The sequence below is a fragment of the Streptomyces sp. NPDC059002 genome (genome assembly GCF_042740435.1).
Lineage (GTDB): Bacteria > Actinomycetota > Actinomycetes > Streptomycetales > Streptomycetaceae > Streptomyces.
The window spans coordinates 40,302-64,949 of record NZ_JBHYJI010000034.1 but is presented as its reverse complement, the minus strand read 5'-3'; the positions used below and the strand labels follow the sequence as shown (position 1 = coordinate 64,949).

The 24,648-nt window shown below is 71.1% G+C and carries 24 protein-coding genes; 8 read left to right on the top strand and 16 right to left on the bottom strand.

The features are described 5' to 3' along the window. Positions 1–13 precede the first annotated feature (13 nt). The 13 genes from ACFWZ2_RS27215 to ACFWZ2_RS27155 form a co-directional block, all read right to left on the bottom strand. A complete protein-coding gene (locus ACFWZ2_RS27215; RefSeq protein ID WP_384549996.1) occupies positions 14–973 on the bottom strand; it encodes an alcohol dehydrogenase catalytic domain-containing protein in 960 nt (319 codons plus the stop codon). A gap of 28 nt (positions 974–1,001) precedes the next feature. Then, complete coding sequence (locus tag ACFWZ2_RS27210; protein ID WP_384549994.1) at positions 1,002–2,765, bottom strand: MFS transporter; 1,764 nt, start codon at positions 2,763–2,765, stop codon at positions 1,002–1,004. Next, positions 2,765–3,676: a phosphoenolpyruvate mutase gene (gene aepX, locus ACFWZ2_RS27205; RefSeq protein WP_384549992.1), complete on the bottom strand. Its 912-nt coding sequence runs from the start codon at positions 3,674–3,676 to the stop codon at positions 2,765–2,767. Before aepX ends, ACFWZ2_RS27210 begins: the two co-directional genes overlap by 1 nt. Next, positions 3,673–4,833 carry a thiamine pyrophosphate-dependent enzyme gene (locus ACFWZ2_RS27200; protein ID WP_384549990.1) on the bottom strand — a complete coding sequence of 387 codons (1,161 nt, stop codon included), beginning with the start codon at positions 4,831–4,833 and terminating at the stop codon, positions 3,673–3,675. The genes aepX and ACFWZ2_RS27200 overlap by 4 nt, the downstream gene beginning before the upstream one ends. A 2-nt stretch (positions 4,834–4,835) precedes the next feature. Then, on the bottom strand, positions 4,836–5,678 hold the full coding sequence (locus ACFWZ2_RS27195; RefSeq protein ID WP_384549988.1) for a TauD/TfdA dioxygenase family protein: 843 nt from the start codon (positions 5,676–5,678) through the stop codon (positions 4,836–4,838). Then, on the bottom strand, positions 5,675–6,736 hold the full coding sequence (locus ACFWZ2_RS27190; RefSeq protein ID WP_384549986.1) for a polyprenyl synthetase family protein: 1,062 nt from the start codon (positions 6,734–6,736) through the stop codon (positions 5,675–5,677). The genes ACFWZ2_RS27195 and ACFWZ2_RS27190 overlap by 4 nt, the downstream gene beginning before the upstream one ends. Next, positions 6,733–7,662 carry an SAM-dependent methyltransferase gene (locus ACFWZ2_RS27185; protein ID WP_384549985.1) on the bottom strand — a complete coding sequence of 310 codons (930 nt, stop codon included), beginning with the start codon at positions 7,660–7,662 and terminating at the stop codon, positions 6,733–6,735. Before ACFWZ2_RS27185 ends, ACFWZ2_RS27190 begins: the two co-directional genes overlap by 4 nt. 74 nt (positions 7,663–7,736) lie before the next feature. Further along, on the bottom strand, positions 7,737–9,113 hold the full coding sequence (locus ACFWZ2_RS27180) for a cytochrome P450 (protein WP_384549983.1): 1,377 nt from the start codon (positions 9,111–9,113) through the stop codon (positions 7,737–7,739). Beyond that, a complete protein-coding gene (locus tag ACFWZ2_RS27175; RefSeq protein WP_384549981.1) occupies positions 9,110–10,114 on the bottom strand; it encodes a hypothetical protein in 1,005 nt (334 codons plus the stop codon). Before ACFWZ2_RS27175 ends, ACFWZ2_RS27180 begins: the two co-directional genes overlap by 4 nt. After that, positions 10,111–10,344 carry a hypothetical protein gene (locus ACFWZ2_RS27170; RefSeq protein WP_384549979.1) on the bottom strand — a complete coding sequence of 78 codons (234 nt, stop codon included), beginning with the start codon at positions 10,342–10,344 and terminating at the stop codon, positions 10,111–10,113. Before ACFWZ2_RS27170 ends, ACFWZ2_RS27175 begins: the two co-directional genes overlap by 4 nt. Positions 10,345–10,411: 67 nt before the next feature. Further along, positions 10,412–10,762: a hypothetical protein gene (locus tag ACFWZ2_RS27165; RefSeq protein WP_384549977.1), complete on the bottom strand. Its 351-nt coding sequence runs from the start codon at positions 10,760–10,762 to the stop codon at positions 10,412–10,414. A 354-nt stretch (positions 10,763–11,116) separates the two neighbouring features. Then, positions 11,117–11,923, bottom strand: coding sequence for a DUF4118 domain-containing protein (locus ACFWZ2_RS27160; RefSeq protein ID WP_384549975.1), 807 nt, complete (start codon positions 11,921–11,923; stop codon positions 11,117–11,119). A gap of 118 nt (positions 11,924–12,041) precedes the next feature. Beyond that, a complete protein-coding gene (locus tag ACFWZ2_RS27155; RefSeq protein WP_384549974.1) occupies positions 12,042–12,353 on the bottom strand; it encodes a cupin domain-containing protein in 312 nt (103 codons plus the stop codon). A gap of 306 nt (positions 12,354–12,659) precedes the next feature. Here ACFWZ2_RS27155 and ACFWZ2_RS27150 point away from each other — a divergent pair, with 306 nt between their 5' ends. Next, positions 12,660–14,204, top strand: coding sequence for a GMC family oxidoreductase (locus ACFWZ2_RS27150; RefSeq protein WP_384549972.1), 1,545 nt, complete (start codon positions 12,660–12,662; stop codon positions 14,202–14,204). Positions 14,205–14,209: 5 nt separating this feature from the next. Here ACFWZ2_RS27150 and ACFWZ2_RS27145 read toward each other — a convergent pair whose 3' ends face one another. Then, positions 14,210–14,962 carry a hypothetical protein gene (locus ACFWZ2_RS27145; RefSeq protein WP_384549971.1) on the bottom strand — a complete coding sequence of 251 codons (753 nt, stop codon included), beginning with the start codon at positions 14,960–14,962 and terminating at the stop codon, positions 14,210–14,212. A gap of 84 nt (positions 14,963–15,046) precedes the next feature. Between ACFWZ2_RS27145 and ACFWZ2_RS27140 the strand changes: the two genes are divergently transcribed. After that, complete coding sequence (locus ACFWZ2_RS27140) at positions 15,047–15,322, top strand: SH3 domain-containing protein (RefSeq protein ID WP_384549970.1); 276 nt, start codon at positions 15,047–15,049, stop codon at positions 15,320–15,322. A gap of 64 nt (positions 15,323–15,386) precedes the next feature. On the opposite strand, the gene ACFWZ2_RS27135 is transcribed toward ACFWZ2_RS27140, so the two are convergent. Further along, complete coding sequence (locus ACFWZ2_RS27135) at positions 15,387–17,261, bottom strand: SMI1/KNR4 family protein (protein WP_384549969.1); 1,875 nt, start codon at positions 17,259–17,261, stop codon at positions 15,387–15,389. A 50-nt stretch (positions 17,262–17,311) separates the two neighbouring features. Further along, positions 17,312–17,710: a GNAT family N-acetyltransferase gene (locus tag ACFWZ2_RS27130; protein ID WP_384549967.1), complete on the bottom strand. Its 399-nt coding sequence runs from the start codon at positions 17,708–17,710 to the stop codon at positions 17,312–17,314. Positions 17,711–17,820: 110 nt separating this feature from the next. Here ACFWZ2_RS27130 and ACFWZ2_RS27125 point away from each other — a divergent pair, with 110 nt between their 5' ends. The 6 genes from ACFWZ2_RS27125 to ACFWZ2_RS27100 all read left to right on the top strand — a co-directional run bounded on the left by ACFWZ2_RS27125 (position 17,821) and on the right by ACFWZ2_RS27100 (position 24,634). Continuing rightward, a complete protein-coding gene (locus ACFWZ2_RS27125; RefSeq protein WP_384549965.1) occupies positions 17,821–18,594 on the top strand; it encodes an SDR family NAD(P)-dependent oxidoreductase in 774 nt (257 codons plus the stop codon). A 41-nt stretch (positions 18,595–18,635) separates the two neighbouring features. Beyond that, entirely contained in the window at positions 18,636–19,265 is a 630-nt protein-coding gene (locus ACFWZ2_RS27120) for a class I SAM-dependent methyltransferase (protein WP_384549963.1), read from the top strand. A 48-nt stretch (positions 19,266–19,313) separates the two neighbouring features. Further along, a complete protein-coding gene (locus tag ACFWZ2_RS27115; protein WP_384549961.1) occupies positions 19,314–20,558 on the top strand; it encodes a styrene monooxygenase/indole monooxygenase family protein in 1,245 nt (414 codons plus the stop codon). 255 nt (positions 20,559–20,813) lie between these two features. After that, positions 20,814–22,013: a glycoside hydrolase family 105 protein gene (locus ACFWZ2_RS27110; RefSeq protein WP_384549959.1), complete on the top strand. Its 1,200-nt coding sequence runs from the start codon at positions 20,814–20,816 to the stop codon at positions 22,011–22,013. A gap of 6 nt (positions 22,014–22,019) precedes the next feature. Continuing rightward, positions 22,020–22,844, top strand: a complete 825-nt coding sequence (locus ACFWZ2_RS27105) for a Tat pathway signal sequence domain protein (RefSeq protein WP_384549957.1) — start codon at positions 22,020–22,022, stop codon at positions 22,842–22,844. After that, the gene (locus tag ACFWZ2_RS27100; protein ID WP_384549955.1) at positions 22,844–24,634 is read left to right on the top strand and encodes a discoidin domain-containing protein; all 1,791 of its coding nucleotides are present in this window, start codon (positions 22,844–22,846) and stop codon (positions 24,632–24,634) included. Before ACFWZ2_RS27105 ends, ACFWZ2_RS27100 begins: the two co-directional genes overlap by 1 nt. Positions 24,635–24,648: the final 14 nt, after the last annotated feature.

Below are 24,648 nucleotides of genomic sequence, written 5' to 3'. Positions count from 1 at the left end.
CGGTGGCGCGCTCTCACCCGCAGGTCAGGACGACCTTGCCGAACTTGCCCGGTCCGGCGAGCCGGGCGTAACCGTCGGCGTACCGGTCGAGGGAGAAGGCCGTGTCCACGGGGACCCGCACACGGCCGTCGGCGAGCAGCGGCACGACCGAGGTGCGCACGAGGCCGGCGAGCAGCGCCTTCTCCGCGTGCGGGCGGCCGCGGATGGTCGTACCGATCAACTGGCCGCGCACCAGCATGAGGTCGAACATTCGCAGCGGCACCGTGGCGCCCGCCTGGACCCCGACGATGAGGACTTTGCCGCGGCTGCGCAGCAGGGGGACGCGGCGCAGGCAGTCCTGTCCGCCGACGAGCTCCACGATCACGTCGTACGGACCGTGCTCCGCCTCGTCGGCGGGTGTGACGACGTCGACGCGCGCACCGTCCGGGGCGAGCGCCCGCACCCGGTCGTGCAGCTCCGGACGGCGCACACTGGCCACCGTGTACGCGCCGGACACCGCGGCGACCTGCACCATGGCCGTGCCCACACCGCCCGCCGCACCGGTGATCAGCACCCGGTCCCCCGCACGCACCCCGGCCTGCGTGACCAGGGCGTCCCAGGCGGTGCTGAAGGCTTCGGGAAAGCCTCCGGCCTCCTCCCAGGACAGGGCCTCCGGCACCGGGAGCAGGAGGTCGGCAGGGACGGTGATCCGCTCGGCGTGACCACCGCCGCCGACCAGCGCCATGACGCGGTCTCCGGCAGATATCCCGGTGACGGCGCTCCCGACCTGCTCGACCTCCCCGGCGACCTCCAGACCCGGCACGTCGCTCGGCCATCCCGGCGGCGCCGGATAGTCCCCGCGCGCCTGCTGCAGGTCGGCGGCGTTGAGACCTGCGGCGCGCACGCGGACCACCACTTCTCCCGGCCCCGCCACCGGCTCCGGCCGTCGCTCCAACTGGAAGTGCCCGTCGGCATCGATGACTACAGCTCGCATGACCGCACCCTAGGGCCTGTCCGGCGGATCAGGTCGCGTGCGGGTGGCGCCCACCGTCCGGTGCTGGTGAGCGGGGTCTGGTGCGTGCAGCTGCAAGGCGGAGGAGGGCGGCAACGCGGAGCGTTGGCAACCGACGACAACGCCGGAGGGGGTACCTCCCTGCTCGAGCGGAGCCGAGAGCTTGGGGGCGTGCGTGCCAGACCCCGCGACCCGCGGCATGATCCGCCGGACAGGCCCTCGGTGACCGCGTACGACGCACGTCCTGGGGATGGCCCGTCGGCCGCCCCGGTATGAGCAGCCACACGACGAGGGCGGTGGCGAGGACGACCGCCGCCGCGGTGACCCAGGTGATCCGCATGGCGTGGCCGAAAGCTTGGTACGCCGCTTGGGCGACGGAGTGCGCCCGCGCTGCGTGCCCGTCGGCCGAGAGGCCCTGTGCGACCTTCAGCGTGGCCGCGACGGATCCCCGCGCCTGGTGCTCCAGCGGGTCGTCCAGGCCGTCGACCGCAGGGCGGATCCGGGCGCCGTACGCCGCGTTCAGCACCGACCCCAGGACGGCGGCGCCGAGTGAACCGCCGACCTGGCGAAAGGTGTTGTTCACCGCGGAGGCCGCGCCGGACTCCTCGGCGGGCAGGGCGGACACGATCGCTCCGGTCGACGGGGGGTGTACGTGCGCGGTCCCGGCACCGAAGACGAACAGATACGTCTCGAACAGCCAGATCGGGGTGTCCTGGTCGACCGTCGCGAGGCCCAGCAGCGCGGCGGCCATGACCACCAGGCCGAACGTGCACACCGCGCGCACACCGAGACGGGTCACGAGGTTCGGTACCCGCGGCGCGCAGATGATCAGGGATGCCGCGAGCGGCAGCACGCAGACGCCCGTCGTCAGCGGGCTGTAGCCGCGGACGCTCTGCAGATAGAAGGTGATGACGAAGGTGCCGCCGAGGAGCGCGAAATACAGCACGGCCAGCGAGAGCGCCGCCGCCGCGAAGCCGCGCTCGCGGAAGTGCCGCAGGTCGAGTGCGGGCTGCGCGGCACGCTTCTCCCACAGCACGAACGCGGCGAGCAGCACGAGGCCCGCGGCGAGCGGCAGTCCCGCCGCGCGGCTCGTCCAGTCGTTCAGCTCGCCCGCGCGGATCACGCCGTACACCACACCGAGCAGGCCGAGGCCCGAGAGGGCGACGCCGGGCAGGTCCACGCGGCGGCCCGGGGGCCCGCCGGAGCGTTTGGTACCGGGCACGACCCGGAGCATCGCGACGAGGGCCACGGACACCACCGGCACATTGACCAGGAACACCGAACCCCACCAGAACCGTTCGAGCAGCGCGCCGCCGATGATCGGCCCCAGCGCGACGGCCACGCCGACCACGGCGGTCCAGATGCTCAGGGCCCTGGTGCGCTGCTCGCCGGGGAACTCCGCGGAGATGATGGCCAGCGTCGCGGGCATGATGAGCGCCCCGGCCGCCCCCATGACGGCGCGCAGCGCGATGAGTTGGCCCGGTGTGTGCGCGGCGGCCGACAGGGCCGACGAGGCGCCGAACAGGGCGACGCCCACGACGAGCAGCTTCTTGTGTCCGAGCCTGTCGCCGAGCAGACCCGAGCTGAGCAGCAGGCCCGCGAAGGCGAGCGTGTAGGCGTCCACGGCCCACTGGAGCTGGCCGTGGTCGGCGCCGAGGCCGACGGGTGCGGGCTCGGCGAGGGTTTTCAGCGCCACGTTGAGGATGGAGGTGTCCATCGACACCAGCAGTACGGAGGCCAGCAGCACGGCGAGGACGGTGCCCTGACGGTGCATCAGGGCCGTCGGCCGTTCCGCTTGGGCAGCCAGCGCTGCTCCGCCCGCGCCAGTTCGTCCTCCCCCTGCAGATCGAAGACCTCGGCCAGCGACGCCACCGTGTCCTCCACGCTCCGCAGATTCTGTTCGGCGAAGATCCTCGAAGCGGTGATCTGCATCGCGCGCAGCGCCGAGCGCATGAGGTGGTTGGCCCAGATGACGGTGGAGAACCCGTGCTCGGCGAAGACCTCGGTGGGCGTCATGTAGTACGTCGTCGGCACGATGACGACGGGCAGACGCTCCGCCCACTCCCCCTTGAACGCGAGGACCTCACCCGCGTCGGGGCGGGCCGAATGGATCAGGATCGCGTCGGCGCCCGCACACCGGTACAGCTCGGCGCGGCGCAGCGCCTCGGCCAGGCCCTGGCCCGCGACCAGCGCCTCGGTCCTTGCCACCACGACGAAGTCCGGGTCGCGCTGCGAGGCCTTCGCCGCCTCGATCTTCCCTGCGAACTCCTCGGCGTCGGCCAGGGGTTGGGCGCCGTCACGGACGAAGCTGTTCAGCTTCGGGAACAGCTTGTCCTCGATGCAGACCCCGGCGATGCCCCGCTGTTCGAGTTTGCGCACGAGGCGTCGTACGGAGTTGAAGTTGCCGTAGCCCGTGTCGCCGTCGAGCAGGATCGGCACCCGGGTCGCGTCGCTCATGAACTCGGCGATCTCCAGGACCTGGGTCCAGCTCGCCTCGTTGCTGTCGCGCACCCCGAGGGCCGCCGCGATGGACAGGCCGCTGGCCCAGATGCCCTCGAACCCCGCCCGTTCGACGAGCTTCGCCGAGAGGCCGTTGTGCGCCTCCATCAGGAAGCTCAACTCCGAGCGCTGCACCAGGTGTCTGAGCATCGCCGTCTTGCTGGACGTCCGGCTGGTGGCCGTCATGAGGCCGGTGCCGTGGTGGTGGGGCCGTACAGCGCGCGCAGCCGCGTCGCGATGTCGGGGAGGCGCAGCGGGACCCGGGGGGCGGGGACCGGGTCGGCCGACACCTTGATCTCCAGGAGCCGGGGCCCTTTCTGGGCCATCACCTTGTCGTAGGCGGCCGCCAGTTCGGCGTGCGAGCCGCAGCGCGTCGCGGCGGCGTAGCCGAGCAGTTCGGCGGTCTCGGCGAACGGCACGGAGCCCTGGACGGGCTGCCCTCCGGTGGAGTCGTAGCAGCCGTTGTTGAAGATGACGTGCAGGAGGTCCGATCCGGTCGACGCGGCGGCGCTGACCAGTGTGCCGAAGCGCATCAGCGCCGCTCCGTCGCCGTCGAACACCGCGACGGGCCGCCCGCCCGACCGCGCGAGGCCGAGACCGACCGCTCCGGCGCATCCCATGGAACCGCTGAGATAGAGATGGGTGACGCGGTCACCCGTGGCGTACAGCTCACGGCTGGTCAGTCCGGTCGTCGTGACGACCACTTGGTCCTGCGGCAGCCGCGCGCGCAGCCACCTGATCGCTTCGGCGCGACTGAGGGCGCGACTGAGCACGTCCCCGGCGTCCGGCACCGGCTCGGGCGGGCTCGCGGGAAGGTCACGGAGGGACCCCTTCCTGACCAGCAGGCAGTAGGGGCGCCGCTGGGTCTCCATCGCGCGCTCGGCCTCCTCGACCGCGGCGGCGAACCCGGCGGGGTCGGTCGGCAGCCAGGCGTGGCGGATCCCGACGTCGTCCAGGATGCGGTCCGTCGTGCGTCCCATCACGTCGTGGTGCGGCTCGTCCCGTGTCCCCGGCTCGCCGCGCACCGAGACGAGCAGCAGCACCGGTATGCCGTAGGGCAGGCACAGGGAGGCGAGCGGGTTGAGGGCGTCGCCGAGCCCTGAGTTCTGCAGGGCGACCACCACGCGCCGCCCGGCGAACCAGGCTCCGGCGGCGACCGACACCGCTTCGCCCTCGCAGGTGGCGGGGAAGTAGTCGATGTCAGGTCGCCGGGCCGCCCGCTCCAGCAGCGACTTGAGGTAGCTGCACGGCACGGCGGCCATCTCCCGGTAGCCCCGGGCCAGCAGCGTGTCGATGACGAAGTCGGCGTCCAGGACCGGGGGTTCTTCGTGCGCGGAAGTCATGGTCACCTCGCCTGGATCCGGTGCATCAGCCGACGTGCCCCGTCCGGCAGGGCGTCCCTGCGGTGCATCACGGCCCTGTTGTCCCAGACCACCAGGTCCCCCGGCCGCCAGCGGTGCGCCCACGCCAGGGCGGGGTCGTCGCAGTAGGTCCAGAGTTCGTCCAGGAGCGCGTCGGACTCGGTGAGCGGCAGACCCGGTACGTAGGCGTTCAGGCGGCGTCCCAGGTACAGGGCCTTGCGTCCGGTCTCGGGCCGGACGCGCACCAGGGGGTGCACGGCGCCGGATGACGTGGTGACGTCCGCGACGGGCCCGCGGCCGTGGCGCAGGTCACCGGCGGCCGTGCGGCTGTCGTCGTGCTTGCAGGACAGGGTGGCGATCCGCCCGCGCAGGGGCGCGGGCAGGCTGTCGTGGACGGCGGTCATGTCCAGGAACCAGGTGTCGCCCTGCCCTTGGGGGACCTCGACGGCGTACAGGGCGCTCGCGACCGCGGGTTCGGGGACGTAGCACATGTCGGTGTGCCAGCTCAGTTCTCCGCCGCCCAGGTGGCCCACGTTGCGGCCGTTCTCGACGATGTTCGAGACGATCATGATTTCGGGCGGCAGTCCCGCGGTGTCGACGACGCCCTCCTGGGGCGGCACCGGCACCGGGGCGCCGAAGAGCGCGCCGAACGCCACGAGGTCCTGCGGCGTCAGCCGGCACGCGTGGAACACCAGCACCGGATGGCGCAGCCACGCCTCCTTGATGCGGGGGGCGAGTTCGGCGAGGCGTGCCGAGGTGAGCGGTGGCAGGGTTGCGAACGGTGGCGCGGCCGGGTCCGTGCCGCCGGCCGGTGAGTGCGCTGTCACGTGGATCCTCCTTGCGACAGGGAAGGCGCCGAGCCGGCGAGCCCGCCGAAGAGAGTCTCGGTCAGCTCGACGAGTTCGGAGACCACGAACCGCGCCAGCGGCGGCCCGTGCAGCGTCTCGACGGCCCGCCGCGACAGGCGGGCCACTTCGTGCAGGGTGGCGCCACCGGCGTCGGCCTCGTCGAGCAGCTCCATGATCGCCGCGATCTCGGCGTCGCCCGGCTCGGGATCGGCGAGCAGCGCGCGGAGCCTTCGGCGCGCTGCGGGTGTGGAGCGCAGATGGCCGACGACGATCGGGTAGGTCTTCTTGTGCCTGCGGATGTCGCTGCGCAGCGGTTTGCCGTTGCGTTCCTCGCTGCCCCACAGCCCGCGGAAGTCGTCGATGACCGAGAACGCGGTGGCGAGCAGCGCGCCGAACTCGCGGAAGGCGGCCCGCACTCCGCGGTCCGGGGTGCTGACGGCCGCGGCGAGTTCGATCCCGCACCGCAGCAGGCAGGACCGCCCGAGCGCGACGGCCTCGACCTGGTCGAGCGTCATGTCGAGCCGCCGCTCCCAGTCCAGGTCGACGTGCTGGGCCTCGGCCATCTCCAGGCAGGAGTCGAGCAGGGTCCTGGTGAGGGCCCGCGCCTCGACGTGCGGGCGGGCCTCGTCCAGGGATTCCTGCAGGGCGTCGAGCCCGATGACGTAGAGCCCGGCCGCCGCCGTCATCGCGTGACCGGTGCCGTAACTCACCCAGAGCGCGGGGCGGTTACGGCGCATCCGGTCGCGGTCCATGATGTCGTCCAGGATGATGCTGAAGTCGTGGACGAGCTGCACCGCGATGGCCGCGGGCATCGCACCACGGTGGTCGCCCGCGATGGCCCGCGCGGTCAGCAGGGCGAGCAGGGGCCGCACCCGCTTGCCGCGGGCCTGCGCCGTCGTCGGCTCGCCGTCGTCCCAGGAGCGCCAGGCCATGTGGTCGCTGACCATGCGGCGGAAGGTCTCCGAGCGCGGCTGCTCGCGGTGCAGATACGCGAACAGCTCCTGGTCGAACTGGGTCAGGAGCGCGTCCGCCGTCATCGCCCGACCCGTTCCGCCGCGACCATGAGGTAGGCGATGGTCGAGGCGCGGTACCCGTCGATGAAGAGCTTCTCGATGGTGTCGCTGTGCTCGCTGCGCTGCCGCAACTCCCAGTACGGCAGCGCGTCGCCGTCCATCTGGGCGACGTGGTGCGGCACGAAGCCCGCGTCGAGGAGGGCTTTCAGGTAGGCGCCCCGGGTGTGCATGGTGCAGGCGTAGTGCCGGTCGATGGCGGCGATCACGTCGCCCGCGGAGCCGCGCTCGTCGACCGCCCAGGTCGCGAGGACATAGCGCCCTCCCGGTTTGACGATCCTGGCCAACTCCTTGAACAGCACGGGGAGTTCGATGTACATCGTGACCTCGTTGGTCAGGGCCGCGTCCATGCACGCGGTGGGCAGTCCGGTGCGCAGCATGTTCATGAAGTGGAACCGGACCTTGGCGTCGCAGCCGCGCTCGCGGGCGCTGCGCTCGGCGAACTCGCGCTGGTAGCGCGAGATCGTGGCGCCGTCGACGTGGCAGCCCAGACGCTCGTGGGCCATGAACGCCGTGCCGCCGCGGCCCGACCCGCCGTCGAAGACGTGGTGTTCGGGTCCGATGCCGGTCAGCAGGTCGAGCAGCCGCTCGGTCTGGGCGTTCTCCAGCTCGTGCAGCCTGCGCTGGATGTCGGGTTCGTCGCGCAGCGCGCCGGGCGAGCGGTCGAAGTCCCCGATCCCGAAGTGGTGGTGGACGAGGTGGGTTTCCTTGCCGAGCAGCAGGTTGAAGTCGTCCTGCTTCTCGTCGTACATCCGGGCGACTTCCCGTTCGTACGCGGTGGCGATGACGGCCCGGTCCCCGGCCGGTCCTGGCGGCTTCGGCTCGGGAGGGTTTGGCTTCGGCTCAGGAGGGTTCGGCTTCGACTCAGGAGGGTTCAGCGAGACTTCTCTCATGTGCGGCCTCGTCAAGGTGAGTAGCTGCCTGCACTTCTGGTGGTGTGTCGCACGGCGGCCGTGCTGGGAAGCGATCAGCGTGGGGCGATGCCGAGAATCAGCGGTTCCGCACGGCGCAGGAAGGAGACGGGCTGGAGTCGGGCGGGCGCTCTGTCGGCGAGGGTGAACCGGAAGCGCCGCAGCAGGGTCGCCACGATCATCTTCAGTTCCATCAGCGCCACTCCGCGCCCGATGCAGACGCGTGGCCCGTACCCGAACGGCAGGAACGCGGCCTTGTGCGCCTCACCGTGGGTGCTGTCACGGAAGCGGTCGGGGTCGAACCGCTCCGGGTCCTTCCAGTGGGCGGGGTCCCGGTGCAGCGCGTACGGAGAGACCAGCAGCACCGCGTTGCGGCGCAGGTACAGGTCCCCGAGCGCGAAGGGGCGCCGCACCCGTCTGCTCAGGAGCCAGCCCGGCGGGAAGAGCCGCATCGCTTCGAGGATCGTGTTCTCGACGTACGTGAGCCGGTGCAGGTCGTCGTAGGTCAGGGGGCCGTCGTCCGGCAGCGCGTCGAGTTCGTCCACCACGCGTGCCGTGATCCCGGGATGGCGTCCGAGGAGGTCGAACAGCCAGACGGCCGCGGTCGCGGTGGTCAGCCACCCCGCCACGAACGTGGTCTTCACCTCGGCGAGGAGTTCCTCGTCGGTCCAGCCGAGGCCGGTCGTCCCGTCGCGGCACTCCATCAGCATCTTCAACAGCCCTGCCCGCTCCGGGGGGTTGCTGCGGTGGTCCTCGATGATCTCGACGATGCTGGCGTTGAGCCGGGCCACCCCGTCGTGGAACTTCCGGTTGGCGGGGGTCGGACACCACAGCGGCAGGCCCGCGAGCGACCAGCGCCGCCGCTGGCGGTACTCCAGGCCGTGGTCGAAGGCGCGGCTCAGCTGCGCGGCGGTCTCCGGGACGGCCACCCCGAACATCATCCGCACGATCATGCGCTGGAGCAGGTCGAGCAGTGCCGCGCTGCAGTCGACGGAGCCGCCCGCCTCGGCGACCGGCTCGAACTGCGCGACGGTCCGGGCGATCTCCCCCGCGGCCGAGCCGAACAGCTCGGGCAGGTTCGACGTCCTGAACGCGGGCTGCAGTTCGTCGCGCCGCTTGCGCCAGGGCTCGTCCTGCATCGTGAAGACCGACTCGCCGAACAGGATGCCCAGTACGTCGCTGGTCCGCGTCATGCCGACGTCCGCACGCGGCGCGGTCATCACCGACCGCACCAGGTCGGGGTCGTTGACCTGGTAGAACGATCGCCTGCCGAGCCGCCCCAGGCGCACCACGGGCCCCCGCCCGCTCGCCTCGGCGAGATAGCCGATCGGGTCCTTCTTCATCCGTACGATGCCGCCGAAGTACGGCAGGCCCGGCATCGCCGCCGGACCCGCACGGAAGGTGTGCTCCTTCGGTGCGGCGGCCTCGGTCACCGGGCCGCCTCCGGTAACCGCCGGAAGTACGCGTCCGCCCAGCGCTCCAGGGGCGCGGCGAGCCCCGGCACGGCATCGGCCACCGCGCCGACGGCCAGCGAGATCCGGTCCCGGATCAGGAACTCCAGGAAGGCCCGGGCCTGGACGGCGTCGAGGATCTCCCGCGTCCGCCGCACATCGCGTTCGGCGGCGGGGGTGTGCAGCAGGTCGACGAGTTCGTCGCGGTCCGGGTGTTCGATCGTGAGGGCGTACGCGAGCGGCGAGATCACCTTCACAGGGTCCTTCTCCAGGTCGTCGCCGACCCCCCACACTCCCCCGGCGTCGTCGAGGACCTGCACGGCGAAGCCGACGTGGTGGCCGAAGGTCGCGAGGGCCTGGACGGCGCCCTCGGGTGCCCGCATGGTCAGTGCCGCACAGCGCATCAGGCACTCGTAGATCACGGAGGACTTCCAGCCGACCAACTGCTCGTAGAACAGGGCGACCTTGGCGGCGGTCTCCACCGGGTAGGGCGGCTCGGAGCGCAGTTCGGAGTACCCGACGATGTCGAGGTACTCCCCGATCGACGCCGTCAGACAGGCCGATGCGAGTTCGACGGTGGCCCGGGACACCGCGTGGACGGTCGACGCGTCGGCCCGCGGGTCCAGCGCCTCGAGCGGCGCCTGGAACACCTGGTCCTTCAGCGCGAGGACGAGTTCGATGGCGCCCGCCCCGCCGAGTTCGCGCCACTGCTGCGACATCGGGTCACGGTCCACCAGCTGATCGATCGGCGCCGAGAGGTGGACCATGGTGAACCAGCCGCTCATCACCCGGGCCGATGCCTCGGACGGGCGGTGGCCGAACTCCGTGGCCAGCAGGCTCAGCAGGGGCTCCCACAGCCGGGTCCGCTTGCGCAGCGAGCGGCCGAACTCGGCCCTGATGGCGGTGTGGGCCTCGAACGCCGGGTAGGACACGGCGTGTTCGGCCAGGTTCCATACGATGTCGTCGCGCACGGGAGCGTTCATCGGCGCCCGACCTCCTCCTCGACCTCGAAGTCGACCATGTCGGTGTCGGCCAGCGGCAGCCGCAGCATCCGCTCCTCCTCCGGACTTGCGAGCAGCCCCGCGAGGACCTGCTCGATCCTGCCGCGCTCGGCCGGCGGGACCCCGTCGAGCGCCCGCGGCCCTGCCCCGGGATCGGCCGACACGGTCTCCGCGAAGAGTCTTGCGAGGACGACGAGGTTGATCGGGTTCATGGCGGCAGTCACCTCGGTTCGGCAGTACGGATCGGTTCGGCAGTACGGATCAGTTCGGTAGTGCGGATCAGTTCGGCAGTGCGGAGTCTTCGATCACGGTGGGCCTCACGACGCGCCCCTCCTCCATGGACTTCTCCATGGCCGCCTGGATGTAGTGCGCGTTGATCCTGGAGATCGCGCTCCTGGCGAGGTCGGGGCTTTTGACCACGGAGTTGGCCGCGGTGACGGCGAGCTCGGCCACCGCGGGCCCGCAGTCCGCGAGCAGGTTGCCGCGCCGGAAGGTGTTCCCCGCGATGACGGATGCGGCCGCATGAATGCTGAGATACGTGAACGCGGTGATCAGCTCCGGAAACTCGGCCTTCGCCTTTTCCAGGTCCTCGATCAGCGACTTTCCATCGAGGGAGATCACTGCGGCCATGAATGTTTCGTAATCGCTGTGCTGCGCCGCACCTTTTCTGCTTTCACCGGGCATACGTCACCTCTCAGGGGCGAGTCGTGAAATTCACTGCCGGGATTTTCGCGAATAACCGGAGGAGGCAAGAACCTGCCGGAATTGGTTAACACAGCAACTGACGGATCACCGTAGCACGGCGTCCACGGCATTCGAAGACGGGATTTCAAGCCGGTAAATAACCGGCTAAGAGTTGGTACGCACGGGCATATCCGAGCAGATCAGAGCCATGATCGAGTGAACGCGTTCATGACACCCCGGCGGAATTCCGCAGGTGCGGATCGGCTTGTACCGTCCACGGGCATCGCCTGCCAGCGGATATCAGCCGCCATCCACCATGGAATGTCCGGTAATTGCCGGAGCCGCGGGATCGCGGGACGCGCCGCCCTCAGGAACCTGCAGCGCGAAGGCGACGAGCCCCGCCAGATCACCCGCGACCAGCCGGGTCTCCAGCGGCGCGGGGACGGCACCGGGCGTGGGCGTCATCAGGAAACGCCCCGCGATCCTGCCGCGCGCCACGGCCCGCAGCTCGATCTCGCCGTCCGGCCATCCCTGCAGATCCAGGTCCCAGATCCAGCCTTCCGCCCGCAGCGCCCCGTCCATTTCAAGCCGGGGCAGCGGACCGCCGTCGGGCTCCGCCGCGCGGGAGAAGCGGCAGTCCCGCAGCTCCAGGAGGTCCACGAGGTCCTCCCGTACGCGTTCGACGAGTTCCTCGGGCGAGCAGCTGCCCGACCGCGCCAGCCGGAAGGTGGCGTACAGCCGCTCCAGATGCTCCGCGTCCGTGACCGCGACCGACCGCAGCACGCGGGCACGAGCGGCGAGCTGGGAGACCACGAGGCCCACGACCAGCAGCAGGACCGCCGTCTCGACGTCGGCCCGGTCACGGATGTGGAAACTCTCGTACGGCTCGGTGTGGAAGAAGTCGAACCAGGCCACCGACGACAGGGCGGCCAGCGCTCCGGCCCACCGGTTCCCCAGGGCCGAGACGGCGACGACCACGACGACGAGCAGCAGGGCGAGATTCGTGCGCGTGAGGCTGTCCCGCAGCGGCAGCAGCACGAGCGCCGCCAGGAAGGGCGCGAGGACCGCGGTCACGACGGCGGCCACGTCCCGGGGTGGAATGCGCATGGTCGGCCTCCTCCGTCTCCCCCTCAAGGCTCCCCCCGCCGCGTCACGTCCGACCGGCGGGCCGCCCCTCTTGACGTCATCCTGACGCGCCCCGGACAGCCCCGCCCTGCGGAGTGCTTCAGCCCGCGTTGGCGATGTGCTCGATGATGACGAGCGTGCCCGCGCTGCCGGGGCGCACGGCGTGCTCGACCCCCGCCGCTACGACGTACATCTCCCCCGCGCGCACCTCGACATCGACACCGTCGGCCACCAGCCGCAGTGTCCCGTCCAGGACCAGCAGCGCTTCGGCGGTGTCGTGGGATTCCGGCTCCATGGGGCGGCCGTCCATCCGGAGCACCTTCACACCGGTGCGTCCGACCTGTCCGACCAGCGACGAGTGCCAGGCGTCGGGCAGATCGGCGGCGGTGCTCGGGATGTCGATGAGGTTCATGGCATTGCCTCCTGGCGGGCTGCCCGGCCGGAGGCTGGATGAGCCGCCCGGAGGCATCCGCAGTCGTGATCTTGGGATGTGGCAACCGTACGACGCGGGGGCGCGCCGTTGGTCGACCGTTCGGCAAAGCCCGGACCGGACCCGCCCGTCGGTGGGGCGTGGGTCACCTTCTGCGATTCCTGGGGACATGCCCGCCGCGCTCGGACACAATCGGAGGCTCGGCATTCCAACTGCCGTACTACCAACCGACGTTGAAGGCCACGGGGCGCTCCGCGCCGTCCGTGGACGGCCCGGGAAGAGGCAGACATGTCCGGTGAGTACGACTACATCGTGGTGGGCGCGGGGGCGGCCGGTTGTGTGCTGGCGGCCCGGCTCTCCGAGGACGGACAGAGTTCGGTCCTGCTGATCGAATCGGGCGGGGAGGACAGCCGGGAGGACATCGGGATACCCATGGCCTGGCCCCTGCTGCAGGGCACCGAGGTCGACTACGGCTACACCACCGTCCCGCAGACGGGCGCCGACGAGGCGCCTCGGCCCTTCCCGAGAGGTCGGACGCTGGGCGGATCGGGGGCCATCAACGGACTGATCCATCTGCGCGGACACCGTGCCGACTTCGACCGGTGGGAGGCGCTGGGCTGCGCCGGGTGGGGGTACGAGGGGGTGCTGCGGTACTTCCAGCGGATGGAGACCGTCCACGGCAAGGACCCCAAGTTCCGCGGGGCGGACGGGCCGTTGCGTCCGGCGACCGCGCAGGAGGGCGGGCATCCGCTGTCGCAGGCCTTCCTCGACGCGGCGGTGGCGGCCGGGCACGCCAGGACCGACGACTTCAACGGCCGCGACCAAGAGGGCGCGGGCTGGCACGACCTGAACATCGTCGACGGCACGCGGCAGAGCACCGCACACGCCTACCTCCACCCGATCCGGTACGGCCGCCCCAACCTCACCGTCTCGACCGATTCGCGAGCGCTGCGGCTGCTCTTCGACGGCGACCGGTGCACCGGCGTGGAGTTCGAGCGGCACGGTGCCGGGCACACCGCCCGTGCGGCGGCCGAGGTGATCGTCAGCTGCGGGGCGGTCGACTCGCCCCGGCTGCTCCTGCTCTCCGGCATCGGCCCCGCCGACGAGCTGCGCCGGACGGGCATCGACGTGCGGCACGATCTGCCCGGCGTCGGGCGCAATCTCCACGACCATCCGCTGTGCCCCATCGTCCACGAGGCCGAAAGCCCGCTCCCCCCGGCCCAGACCAGCCTCGCCGAGACCTCCCTGCTCTGGCGCAGCGACGCCGCCGTGCGGGGCCCCGACCTCCAACTGCTCTGCATCCATGTGCCCTACCACCCGCCGACGATGCCGGCCCCGGCCAACGGCTTCACCCTCGCGGTGGCCACGGTCCCGGACAGCCGGGGCTCGGTACGCCTCGCGGGCCCCCGCCCTGACACCCCGCCGCTGATCGACCCGAACTACCTGGGCCAGGAGACGGACGTACGGCGCATGCTCCAGGGCATCGCGACGGCCCGCGCACTCGCGGCCGACCCCGCCTTCGCCCCCTGGCACGCCCGCGAGGTGCTGCCCGGCACCGACGTCACCGACGAGTCCCGGCTCCGCGCCTACCTCGCCGCGGCCGTCGGCCCCTACTTCCACCCCGTGGGCACCTGCGCGATGGGCTCAGGCCCCGACGCGGTCGTGGCACCGGACCTGACCGTGCACGGCCTCCAGAGCCTGCGCGTCGTGGACGCCTCCGTGATGCCGACGATCGTCTCGGTCAACACCCACGCCGCGACGGTCATGATCGCCGAAAAGGCATCGGACCTGATCCGCTCCGCCGCGGGCCACGCCCCGGACACGGCGGCGTGAAGCCCTCACATGTCGAACCCATGGGCCCGCAGGTCGACCCACCTCGGATTGGGCTCGGTCCGGGTTCCGGTGCGCTGGAGTCGGCCATCGGGGGCGGGGGCGTAGACGGGGTAGCGGAGTTCGCGGGGTTCGCACACCATGCCCGGCAGTGTGTTGCCCGCCACCGCGTCCCGCGGGAGGCCGATGCCGAAGTGCTCGCTCAGGACCTGATAGACGAGTTCGTACTGCCGGTCGTACGCGGCCTCGATCACCTCGTCCGGGTCCTCGTCCCCGGCGGGCAGCGGCGGCAGGCCGAGGGCGCGGAGCCGGTCGGTGAACAGGTCCGGCTGCGCGCCCCCTTCGTGGGGCTCCCCGTCGAACCAGCCCCATACGAACGTGTCGTCGTGCGAGTAGCCGACGTTGGCCGGGTCCATCCCGGTGTCATCGATGTCGATCATCCGCGTGAGGCGCGCGGTCGGCTCCGGCGGAAGGCTCTCGGCGCCGAACGCCCCCACGAACGTGCACGGCAGCAGACAGAACGACCAGCCGTTCCCCGCATCGCCGATCCGTCCGATGTTCGGCGCGTTCCGCCCCCACGGCGGCAGGGCGTCGTCGATCGCCTCGATGGTGGCGGCGTCGAGCACCGGCGAGTCCTCGGGGGCGCCGAGGCATATCGCCAGCTCCCGGGGCGTCACCCCCTGGCCGAAGACCAGGTAGAAGTGCTCCGGCCCGTCGGCCTCGGTCGCGATCCACGCGAGCCCGTCCTTGTGTTCGATCATGCGGGTGACACTAGAGGGTGGGACTGACAGCCGGGGGCATGGTCCGCGTCGCCCCCGCCCCACGAGGACGAAGGGATACGGCACTTGACGGTCGACTCGGGTGAACGCGGCCCCGAATGGCTGGAGTTCGTGTTCGTGACCGCGCCCGCCGGGTCCGGCCGGGTCCCGGCCCGCCACCTCTCGGGACCCACCGGACGCGTTCGCGTCGTCACCGCGTACGACACCACGGAGCTTGCCGCAGCCGCCGGTGAGAGGCTCGCGGTGCTCGCCGAGGACGTCCGCGGCGGCTGGGTGTGGTGCAGGGCCGCCGACGGACGGGAGGGGTGGGTGCCGGTCAGCCGCCTGATGCCGCGCGAGTGACCCGCGCGAACCGGATCGGCCGACCCGGCCGCCCTACTGCCCCCACCTCACCCTGCCCCTCGGCCTACCTGGGCGTGATCGTGACCGTCGCATACGGCTCCCCCGGCCCCGGCGGCCTGATCCACGGGCGGGTCGGCAGCGTCGGCAACCTGCCCTCGTCCAGGGCGAATTGCGGCAGGGAGACGCCGAACGTCGCCGCTATCGCGTCCAGTGCGCCGCGCTCGTCCGAGCGGTCGGCGGCGGGGCCTTCGGGGTTCGGGAACAAGTGGTCGGGTGAGAGGGCCGCGGGGAGTGTGCCTGTCTGCTCGCGCCGGGATCCGTGGACCGTGAAGGCGTACCGCTGCTCGCCGTCCTCGGCGCAGGCGAAGTGGAACAGGCCCGGCGCCCACCAGACCGTGAGGGCGCGGGTGCCGTGCGACAGGTCGGTGCCGGGGTGGGTGAGGCGGTCCGCGTCGTCACCAGGCCAGGGGTTCGACGCGAAGGCGAAGCTCCAGCCCGCCTGGGCGCCGATCCGGGCCAGCGGGCCGCGGCGTTCCCGCTGCCCCGAGAACCGCAGACCCCAGAGGTCGGCCTCGCTCGCCACCGGCTCCAGCGGGCCCGTGCCGAACCGCTCCGCCAGCTCTTCGGGGCGTATGCCCTCCACGAGGACGAACCGGTATGCCTCTCTGGGCGGTTCGCCCGCGGGGCGCCGGGCCAGCCAGCCGAGTCCGTCGAGCGCGGCCTTCCCTTCGGCGGCAGGCGAGGGCGAGGGCGTCGCGGGTGCCCGCCCGCCCCGGGGCGTGGTCAGCAGCTGTCGGCCCCGTTCCGGTGTGACGAGCGGTCCGAGCAGCGGGTCCCCGAGCAGGCCGAACGGGGCCACATGGTCCTCTCCGTACGGCTCCCACCGCGGGACCGTCGCGGCGAGCACCCGCCAGGCGCCGTCCGTGTCGCCCCAGCGCGCCAGCTCCCTGGCCTCCTCGACCGCGCGCCCGAAGGGACCGGACGCCACGTATGCGTACGTCCGTTGCCTGATCTGCTCCAGGACGGCTCCGGCCCGCTCCCGGTCGCTCGCGTAGTCGTCGGTCACGGGGCCGAGCACGAACGAGTCGTCTCTTCCGTGATGGCGCAGATGGTCGCGCACCTTCAGGGGCAGCACCTCGCGCGCGTACAGCGGATCGTCCATGCGGGGGTCGACCGGTACCCAGCCGGTCCCTTCGAGCAGCGCCCGCAGCTGGGAGGAGAGCAGGCGGGCCCGTGGCCTGCCCAGCTCGTCCGCCTCGTCGAGGACGGCGAGCGCGGTGTCCAACTCGCCTTCCAGGCAGGCGATTCGGGCCTCCTCCACCTTCGCGTCGAGGTCCCGCGTCACCTCGTTCTCGAAGCCGGAGTGACCGCCGCCGAGCCGGTAGAACTCCTGGTACATGCTCTCCATGAACGCGCGGAACGAGTCGTACCGGGCGGGCGGTTCACCGGCCCAGCCGTGGTACACGTACACCGCCCACTCCCCGTCGGCGCCCACGTCACCCGGGTCGAGCAGCACGTCCGTCATATCCGATTCGAGCGACAGCTGCAGGGCCCGGCCCCACATTCCGGCCCTGCGCACGTCCTCATCGGACGAGTTCTCCGCCAAGTCCTCCTCGTACAGCCGCTTCAGGTCGTACGGATCTCCGTACGGCCCGATGTCCTGCGCCCCCGCCAGCACATAGACGAAGCCACCGGCATGGCGCCAACCGTCCGTCGCCTCAAGGAAGGAACGCAGGGACGGCGGCAGCGGCGCCGTCACGCCGAGTCTTCGGATCCGCTCCTCCAGAGCCACGATCCGCCCCTGACCGGCCGGGGCGAACCCCAGCCAACGGCTCCGGACCATCTCCTCGTCCAGCTCCTCGAACTCCTCCGGGTCCTCCGCGTCCAGCCATTCCTCGCTCCACCGCTTCAGCAGCGGCCCCCACTCGAAGATCTCCATGCACGCCAGCGTGACACCTGCCACTGACAATGGATCACCGGGGCAGTGGCTCAGCGCAACGCGATGAGGCCCGCGTCCGTCGGCGTGAAGCCGCAGGCGTCGAAGTAGAAGGACCGCAGGTGATCGTCGAAGTCGACGTGGAGCCATTCACAGTCCGCATCGCGGGCCTCGCGCGCCGCGATCGCCACGAGTTCCGTCCCTACACCCGACTTCCGCAGGTCCGAAGTGACCATCGTGTCGAGGACAAAGGCATGCACACCGCCGTCCCAGGCCACGTTCACGAACCCCACGAGCCTGCCCTCCCGATGGGCGCAGACCCACCCCAGGCTGTGACCGTGCAGCTGTGTCCGCCAGTCGATGGGCAGTTGGGCATGGTCGAACGCCTCCGCGTGCAGAGCGTTGACGGCCGCGTTGTCGACATCGCCGCGCCATTCGTATGTGATCGCCATGACCTCATCGTAGGTCGAGGGGGCCTCCTCGTACGCTTCAGGCCCCGGCGTTCGCCGCCGACAAGCTTAGGGTCGTTCGCACAACAGTCTTTCAACAGTGGGGAGTTGTCGTGAGCGAGAGGCGTTTCGACGGAAAAGTCGTCGTCGTGACCGGTGGCGGTTCCGGTATCGGCGCCGCCACCGTGGCGCGGTTCGGGCGCGAGGGTGCGACGGTGGTGTCCGTCGGGCGGACCGCGGAGAAGTTGAAGCGGGCCGCCGCGGAGGCACCCGCGGGTTCGGCCGTCGTGCCGCGTGTCGCTGACGTCGCCGACGAGTCCTCGATCACGGCGCTGATCGCCGATGTGGCCGAGGCGTACGGCCGCCTCGACGTGCTGGTCAACAACGCCGCCACTGCCGTGCCCGGAACCGTCGAGCACCTCGACGCGGCCGCCTGGCGTCAGGTGTTCGCCACCGACATCGACGGGGTCTTCTTCGCCTCGAAGGCGGCGCTCCCCCAGCTGCGCCGCGCGCGTGGCTGCATCGTCAACGTCGGCTCGGTGTCCGGACTCGGCGCGGACTGGGGTCTGGCCGCCTACAACAGCGCCAAGGGGGCGCTGGTCAACCTGACCAACGCGATGGCCCTCGACCACGGCGGTGAGGGCGTACGCGTCAACGCCGTCCATCCGAGCCTGACCCGGACCTCGGTGGCCGAGCCCATCTTCCAGAGCGAGGCGGTGCTCGACGCGTTCCGGCAGCGGATCCCCATGCAACGCGCCGCCGAACCGGCCGAAGTCGCCGATGTCATCGCCTTCCTCGCCAGCTCCGACGCGCGATTCGTCAATGGCGCCCACATCCCGGTCGACGGCGGACTCAGCGCCTCCAGCGGCCAGCCACGCATGTTCTGAGAACCGACGGCGCACCGACGCACCGGGCCTACGCTGATCCGGTGCGCCGCCCCTCCTCACAGCCGTACTGGAACACCAACGTCGCCCGGCACCCGGGCATTCTGCGTGCCGTGCCCGTGGGGTGCGGTGATGCGCTTGATGTCGGCAGTGGGGACGGGCTCCTCGCGCGGAAGCTGGTGGGGCGGGCGGAGCGGGTGACGGGGGTCGAGAGGTCGCCGGGGATGGTTGCGGTGAGCCGTGGGGCCACGGGTGGGTGCTCGGGGATCAGCTTCGTCGAGGGGGACTTCCTTGCCGTGGATCTGCCTGTGGAGGGCTACGACTTCATCTGCTCGGTGACCACGATCCATCACATGGACTTCGAGGCCGCCCTGATCCGCATGGCCGAGCTGCTGCGGCCGGGCGGCAGGCTGGTGGTGGTCGGTCTGGCCCGTGACGTGAGCGCGGCGGACTGGGCGGTGCGGGTCGCGGCTGCGCCGCTCGTACGGATCGTGAAGGTGCTGCGCCGGGCGCGCGTCCCCGAGGGGATGCCCATGGCCGATCCGGAGATGAGTTACGGACAGGTGCGGGCCGTGGCGCGGCGGGTGCTGCCCGGTGTGCGGTATCGGCGGCACGTTCTGCGCAGGTATTCGCTGACCTGGGAGAAGCCCGCCGTCGGGTGTGGGTATGTGTAGCGCTGAGCAATGCCCGGCCGAAGCAGCTCGGGCGGGAAGGAGGAGCGGGTGCGCAGGATCGCGATCGTGGGGGCGGGGCAGGCGGGGCTGCAGTTGGGGCTCGGGCTGCTGGGGGCGGGTTACGAGGTCACGCTGGTCGCCGAGCGGCGGCCGGAGGAGGTGCGGGGCGGCCGGGTGACCTCGACGCAGCTCATGTTCGGCCCGGCGCTGCGCATCGAACGGGACGCCGGGCTCGCGCTCTGGGACGACACCGCCCCGGTGATGCCTGCCTTCGAGCTGAGCCACTGGGAGCCGGAGGGGCAGCCGGATGTGCCGCCGCGGCGGTTCACCGCGCCGTTCGACCGCGAGGTGCGCTCCGTGGACCAGCGCGTGAAGCTGTCGGCCTGGCTGGAGCTCTTCGAGGAGCGCGGCGGACGCGCGGAGTACCGGTCCGTCGGCCCCGCCGACGTGGCCTCCGTCGCCGCCGCGCACGACCTCACCGTGCTCGCCACCGGCCGCGGTGAACTCTCGGCGCTCTTCGAGCCGGACACGTCCTGGCCCGCCCACGACGGGCCGCCGCGCTCCCTCGCCTGCTTCTACGTGAACGGCGTCGCGCACGACACCGCCGACCCCGCGGCCGGCTACGTCAGGAACACCGGCGTACCGCCCACCGGCGACGTCATCATGATGCGGGCGCTCACGGTCGGCGGGCCCTGCGACATCCTGCTGATCGAGGGGAAGTGGGGCGGCGCGTACGACTGCTGGGCCGACCGCCCCGGCGCCGGGGACGGGCTGCGGCGTGCGCTGGAGCTGCTGCGGGCGTACGCACCGTGGGAGTACGAGCGGTTCCGCCGCGCCGAACCCACCGACGCGGGCGCCGCCCTGTACGGCGCGATCACCCCGGCGGTCCGGCGTCCCGTGGCGCGCGTCGACGGCGACCGCCGTGTCCTCGGCCTCGCGGACGCCGTCGCCGTGCACGACCCGGTCACCGGCCAGGGCGCGAACAACGCCGCACGGGCTGCGGCCAGTTACCTGGACTCCATCCTGAGGCGCGGCGACCTCCCCTTCGACGAGGAGTGGATGCGGGGCGCCTTCGACACGTACTGGGCGAGCGCCCGCCACACGCACGCCTTCACCGACCTCGTCCTGCGCGAACCGCAGCCCGAGCACGTGGGCCGGATCATGGAGACCGCCTTCGACCGCCCCGAGGTAGCCCACCGGTTCGCCAACGGCTATGCGGATCCGCCGACTTACCGCGACTGGCTGATGGACCCGGACGGCGCCGACGCCTATCTCGCCGGGTTCGGCCGCTAGGTCGCCGACGCAGATTGGCGAGATAGCGCTCCGACGTTTTCCGTCGAGAGCGTTGACCGTGTCCCGTCACGGCGCAACTCTTATGCACGACCCTGAATGCGGGACATGGATCTGAACAGCCAGCCGACCTTCGGCAGTTCCCCTCCCGCCCCAAGAAGGCAGGTGACGGCCGATGCATCCCCGGACGGTCCGTACGCGCAGAGAGAAGAGCACGTTCAGCACCGCGCAAACATCGGATGAAGTCGCGAGCCAGCCATGAGGAGAGCATCCGCACTGCTCATGGCGGGCCTCCTGGCCGGCGGCGCGCTCGCCGCGCCACCCACGCCACTCGGCGCAGCACCCACGTCACTCGCCGCACCGCCCACCTCACTCGCCGCGGCAGACCCCGCGTCCACCACGGACTGGTCCACCTCCATGGTCGAATCGACGCTCGCCCGCTACACGCCCACCTCCATCGGCGGCTGGTCGTACCCGGTCGGGCTCTACCTCTACGGCCAGTACCTGACCTATCAACGCACCCATGACAAGCGGTACTTGACGTTCATCAAGCAGTACGTGGATCGCTTCGTCGGCGCCGACGGGTCCATGGAGCAGGGCTTCAACAGCCTCGACAGCATGCAGGTGGGACGACTCCTGACCCTCCTGCATCACGAGACCGGGCAGGACCGCTACCGGACCGCCGCCCGGAAGATCCGCGACCGTCTGAGGACCTATCCGCGCACGGACGACGGCGGCTTCTGGCACGCCGCGTCGGCCGGTCGTGCCCATCAACTGTGGGCCGACGGCGTCTACATGGTGAATCCGTTCCTCGTCGAGTACGGCGCGGAGTTCGGCGACACGGCGTACACGCAGGACGAGGCGGCCGAGCAGCTGGCCGTGTACGGCGCGCATCTGCAGGTGCCGGGCGGACTGCTGCGGCACGCCTACGACGAGTCCCGGGCGGCGAGTTGGGCCGACGAGGACACCGGGCGCGCGCCCGAGTCCTGGTGCCGGGCCGTGGGCTGGTACTCGATGGCGCTGGTGAACGTGCTCGACGCGCTCCCCGCGGACCATCCACGGCGCCCGCGGCTGCGGACCGTCCTCGGCAGGCTCGCGGCCGGTCTGGAGCGGTATCAGGACCCGGCCACCGGCCGCTGGTTCCAGGTGATCGACAAGGGGACGCGCCCCGGCAACTGGACCGAGACGTCGTGCTCCAGCATGTTCACCTACGCCCTCTCACGCGGCGCCCAACAGGGCTACATCGACGCCCATTACGCGCAGGTGGCCCGGCGTGGATACGAGGGCGTGCTCGCCCGTGTCTCGCTCGGCGGCGACGGGCGGACGAACCTCGCGGAGATCTCCGTCGGCACGAACGTCGGGGACTACGCCTACTACATCGACCGCACCCGGGCGACCAACGACTTCCACGGTCTCGGCGCCTTTCTGATCATGAACGAGCAACTGAGGGAAAGGTAGGGGCAGATGGACACGTCCAGAAGAGCCGTCCTGGGAGCCGCGCTCGGCGGCGCGGCCGCGGCAGCCATACCGGGCGCCGCGCGGGCCGCCGATCAAGCTCCCGCGCACGCCGCCTCGGCGAGCACCAGCGGCCCCACCGCCACCTGGCAGCTGCGCTGGTCCCCGACGACCGGCAACGACGGGATGCGGGCCTGGGAGACGATCGAGGACGACCGGGCCGACTCGCACACGGCGGGTCAGCCGCACATCCGCACCGAGGGCGCCAACTGGCGGTTCAACATGCACATGGTGGACCGCGACACATCGACCGACCGGCAGCGCCAGGAGGTCACGGGCTGCCGCAAGGGCGACACGTATCTGCGCTGGCTCTCGGGCCAGACGTGGCGGATCACGTACAAGATGTTCCTGCCCGGCTCCCTCAAGGCGACCACGTCGTTCACGCACATCATGCAGATGAAGCAGCCGGGCCAGGGCAGTTCGCCGATCGTCGTGCAGTCGCTGCGCCGGGTGGACGGCGTACAGACCATCGAGCTGCAGCTGTTCACGTCGGGGCTGGTCATCGGGCGCACCGCCCTCGCGCCGCTGCATGACCAGTGGACCGACGTCGACTTCCAGATGAAGATCGGCGACGGCACGTCGGGGTCGATCCGCTGGATCCTGAAGAGCGGCGGTACGACGCTCATCGACAAGTCGCGCACCGGCATCGACACCTTCCTGGAGGACCGGGTCCGCCCCAAGTGGGGCATCTACCGTTCCCTGGGCGACACTTCGGGCTCCTTGCAGGACTGCCACATGCTCCTGACCGACCTGCGCGCCTACCAGCTCGCCTGATGAGCGCCCGGCGACGCCGCCCTTGGGCGGCCCTGACGGCCGTGCTCGCGCTGCTGCTCGGCGCCCTCGCCCTGCCAACCCCCGCCACGGCCGATGTGGTCCATCCCCGCCAGGACTTCCTGCGCGCGTCCACCGCGGGGCTCTTCCTGCACTGGGGGCTGCGCACCGCGCCGTCCCACACCGATTGCGCGGCCTGGGAGCGGGACGTCACCGAGGGCGGCTGGAACGCCGACCACTGGGTGCGCGAGGCGCGCAAGCTGCACGCCCAGTACCTCGTCCTCGCCACCTTCCACAGCCGCCTCGGCTACGCCAGGCCGTGGCCCTCCAAGATCCCGGGCAGCTGCGCGACGCGGCGCGACTTCCTCGGCGAGCTGATCACGGCCGCGAAGGCCCAGGGTCTCAAGACGATCCTGTACATGACCGACGATCCGCAGTGGCACGACGAGGGCGGGCACGAGTGGCTCGACTCGGCCGCGTACTCCGCCCACAAGGGGCGCGACGTCGACCTGCGCACGCGGGACGGCTTCGGCGAGTACGCGTACGACCAGTTCTTCGAGGTCATGGACCGCTATCCGGATCTCGGGGGCTTCTGGATCGACAACGACAACGCGTACTGGGAACAGCACGACCTCTACCGGAAGATCTACGAGCGGCGTCCCGCCTATACGCTCAGCAACAACAACGAGGACACGCCGATCATGGACATGGTCAGCAACGAGCAGAAGACCGGCATGTCCCCGTCCTACGACTACCCCCAGGCCGTCTACACCGCAGCGCCCCGGCTCATCGAGGCGGACTTCAAACTGCCCTCGACCGGCTCCTGGTGGTACACGGGCTCCGATCCCGACGTGGACCGGAAGCTCACGCTGGGGCGGCTGATCACCAACGCCGGATCGTCGGTGAAGGCGCTCATGGCGGAGACACCGATGGTGAACGGCAGGTTCCCGGCCAAGCAGGAGGCCTTCAACTCCTTCGCCGCGGACTATCTGGACCGTATCGGCGAGTCTCTGCACGGCGTCGAGGGCGGCGGCTATCTGCACGGCGGACTCAAGCCCGGCTTCTGGAACGACGGCGCGCACGGCGTCACGACGGTCGCCAAGAAGGATGCGGACCGGCACTACCTGCACGTCCTCACCCCGCCGTCCACGTCCACGCTGAAGGTCAGGGACAACGGCTACCGGGTCAGCTCGGTCACCAACCTCCGTACGGGAGAAGCGATTTCGTACCGGCAGTCCGGCGGCACCCTGACCCTGACGGGCCTGGGCGACTGGGATCCGTACGACACCGTCTTCAAGGTGACCACCGCGGGCCGCGAGGGCATCATCCCCGCCTCCTCGTACACGATGAGCGCGAGCGCGTCCGCGAGCGGCCACGGCGCGGAGCTGACGGCCGACGGTGATTACGGCACCTACTGGGACAGCGACAGGACGACCCCGGTGTCGCTGCGCTTCGACCTCGGCAAGGCCGGGCGCGTGCGGTACCTCGGGATCAACCAGCGGGAGGACTCGGTCAGTTACGCCCGCTCGGACACCGAGCAGTCGGCGCGCATCCGGGACTACCGCGTGTACGTCAGCGCCGACGGCGAGCACTGGGGCAGCCCCGTGAAGACCGGCACTCTCCCGAGCCGTCGCGGCGTCGCGTTCGTCGACATCCCGGCGACGACCGCCCGCCATGTGCGCCTCGACATCGTCAACACCCATGCGGCGGCCTCGGATACGACGCGCCACAAGCGCCTGCGGATCGACGAGGCGTGGCTGGGCGCCGCGTACGCGGGAGGGGGCGGGCGCTAGCTGCCATGGGGCGC

Coding starts and splice junctions, on each gene's coding strand:
- ACFWZ2_RS27190 (WP_384549986.1), bottom strand. CDS start 6,736: ATGACGGCGGACGCGCTCCTGACCCAGTTCGACCAGGAGCTGTTCGCG.
- aepX (WP_384549992.1), bottom strand. CDS start 3,676: ATGACGGCCACCAGCCGGACGTCCAGCAAGACGGCGATGCTCAGACAC.
- ACFWZ2_RS27170 (WP_384549979.1), bottom strand. CDS start 10,344: ATGAACCCGATCAACCTCGTCGTCCTCGCAAGACTCTTCGCGGAGACC.
- ACFWZ2_RS27145 (WP_384549971.1), bottom strand. CDS start 14,962: ATGATCGAACACAAGGACGGGCTCGCGTGGATCGCGACCGAGGCCGAC.
- ACFWZ2_RS27210 (WP_384549994.1), bottom strand. CDS start 2,765: ATGCACCGTCAGGGCACCGTCCTCGCCGTGCTGCTGGCCTCCGTACTG.
- ACFWZ2_RS27175 (WP_384549981.1), bottom strand. CDS start 10,114: ATGAACGCTCCCGTGCGCGACGACATCGTATGGAACCTGGCCGAACAC.
- ACFWZ2_RS27155 (WP_384549974.1), bottom strand. CDS start 12,353: ATGAACCTCATCGACATCCCGAGCACCGCCGCCGATCTGCCCGACGCC.
- ACFWZ2_RS27100 (WP_384549955.1), top strand. CDS start 22,844: ATGAGCGCCCGGCGACGCCGCCCTTGGGCGGCCCTGACGGCCGTGCTC.
- ACFWZ2_RS27105 (WP_384549957.1), top strand. CDS start 22,020: ATGGACACGTCCAGAAGAGCCGTCCTGGGAGCCGCGCTCGGCGGCGCG.
- ACFWZ2_RS27130 (WP_384549967.1), bottom strand. CDS start 17,710: ATGGCGATCACATACGAATGGCGCGGCGATGTCGACAACGCGGCCGTC.
- ACFWZ2_RS27150 (WP_384549972.1), top strand. CDS start 12,660: ATGTCCGGTGAGTACGACTACATCGTGGTGGGCGCGGGGGCGGCCGGT.
- ACFWZ2_RS27135 (WP_384549969.1), bottom strand. CDS start 17,261: ATGGAGATCTTCGAGTGGGGGCCGCTGCTGAAGCGGTGGAGCGAGGAA.
- ACFWZ2_RS27160 (WP_384549975.1), bottom strand. CDS start 11,923: ATGCGCATTCCACCCCGGGACGTGGCCGCCGTCGTGACCGCGGTCCTC.
- ACFWZ2_RS27185 (WP_384549985.1), bottom strand. CDS start 7,662: ATGAGAGAAGTCTCGCTGAACCCTCCTGAGTCGAAGCCGAACCCTCCT.
- ACFWZ2_RS27200 (WP_384549990.1), bottom strand. CDS start 4,833: ATGACTTCCGCGCACGAAGAACCCCCGGTCCTGGACGCCGACTTCGTC.
- ACFWZ2_RS27165 (WP_384549977.1), bottom strand. CDS start 10,762: ATGGCCGCAGTGATCTCCCTCGATGGAAAGTCGCTGATCGAGGACCTG.
- ACFWZ2_RS27215 (WP_384549996.1), bottom strand. CDS start 973: ATGCGAGCTGTAGTCATCGATGCCGACGGGCACTTCCAGTTGGAGCGA.
- ACFWZ2_RS27110 (WP_384549959.1), top strand. CDS start 20,814: ATGAGGAGAGCATCCGCACTGCTCATGGCGGGCCTCCTGGCCGGCGGC.